Annotated in this window: 1 protein-coding gene; it reads right to left on the bottom strand. The window is 36.9% G+C overall.

Features of this window, described 5'->3' with window-relative positions; translation table 11 throughout:
- Window positions 1-3 precede the first annotated feature (3 nt).
- Window positions 4-263 (bottom strand): hypothetical protein (locus AAEY83_RS16030; protein ID WP_351060567.1); only part of this gene is annotated, 260 nt, incomplete at its 5' end.

Here is a 263-nt window from a genome sequence, read left to right on the forward strand (position 1 = left end):
GACTTAGTCCATTATATCTGAGGGCATATCACCACGGATTTTTTGCCAAATCTCACCTGTTTGATGACCGTATTTACGCATCATCGAAATAGCACCATCATGCTCTTTATTTTCTGCCAAAATGGTTAAATCTTTATAAAACTGACGAGCAAGTTCACGAGTTCCGGCATCAGAGAAGTAATGACAACCAATCTTTGAATAAAAGCCTCTAAAACCATTAAGTATTAATACATAAATACGGTTATTACCCGCAACGGCTAATT

It is taken from the genome of Psychrobacter sp. TB20-MNA-CIBAN-0197 (genome assembly GCF_040309765.1).
Lineage (GTDB): Bacteria > Pseudomonadota > Gammaproteobacteria > Pseudomonadales > Moraxellaceae > Psychrobacter > Psychrobacter submarinus.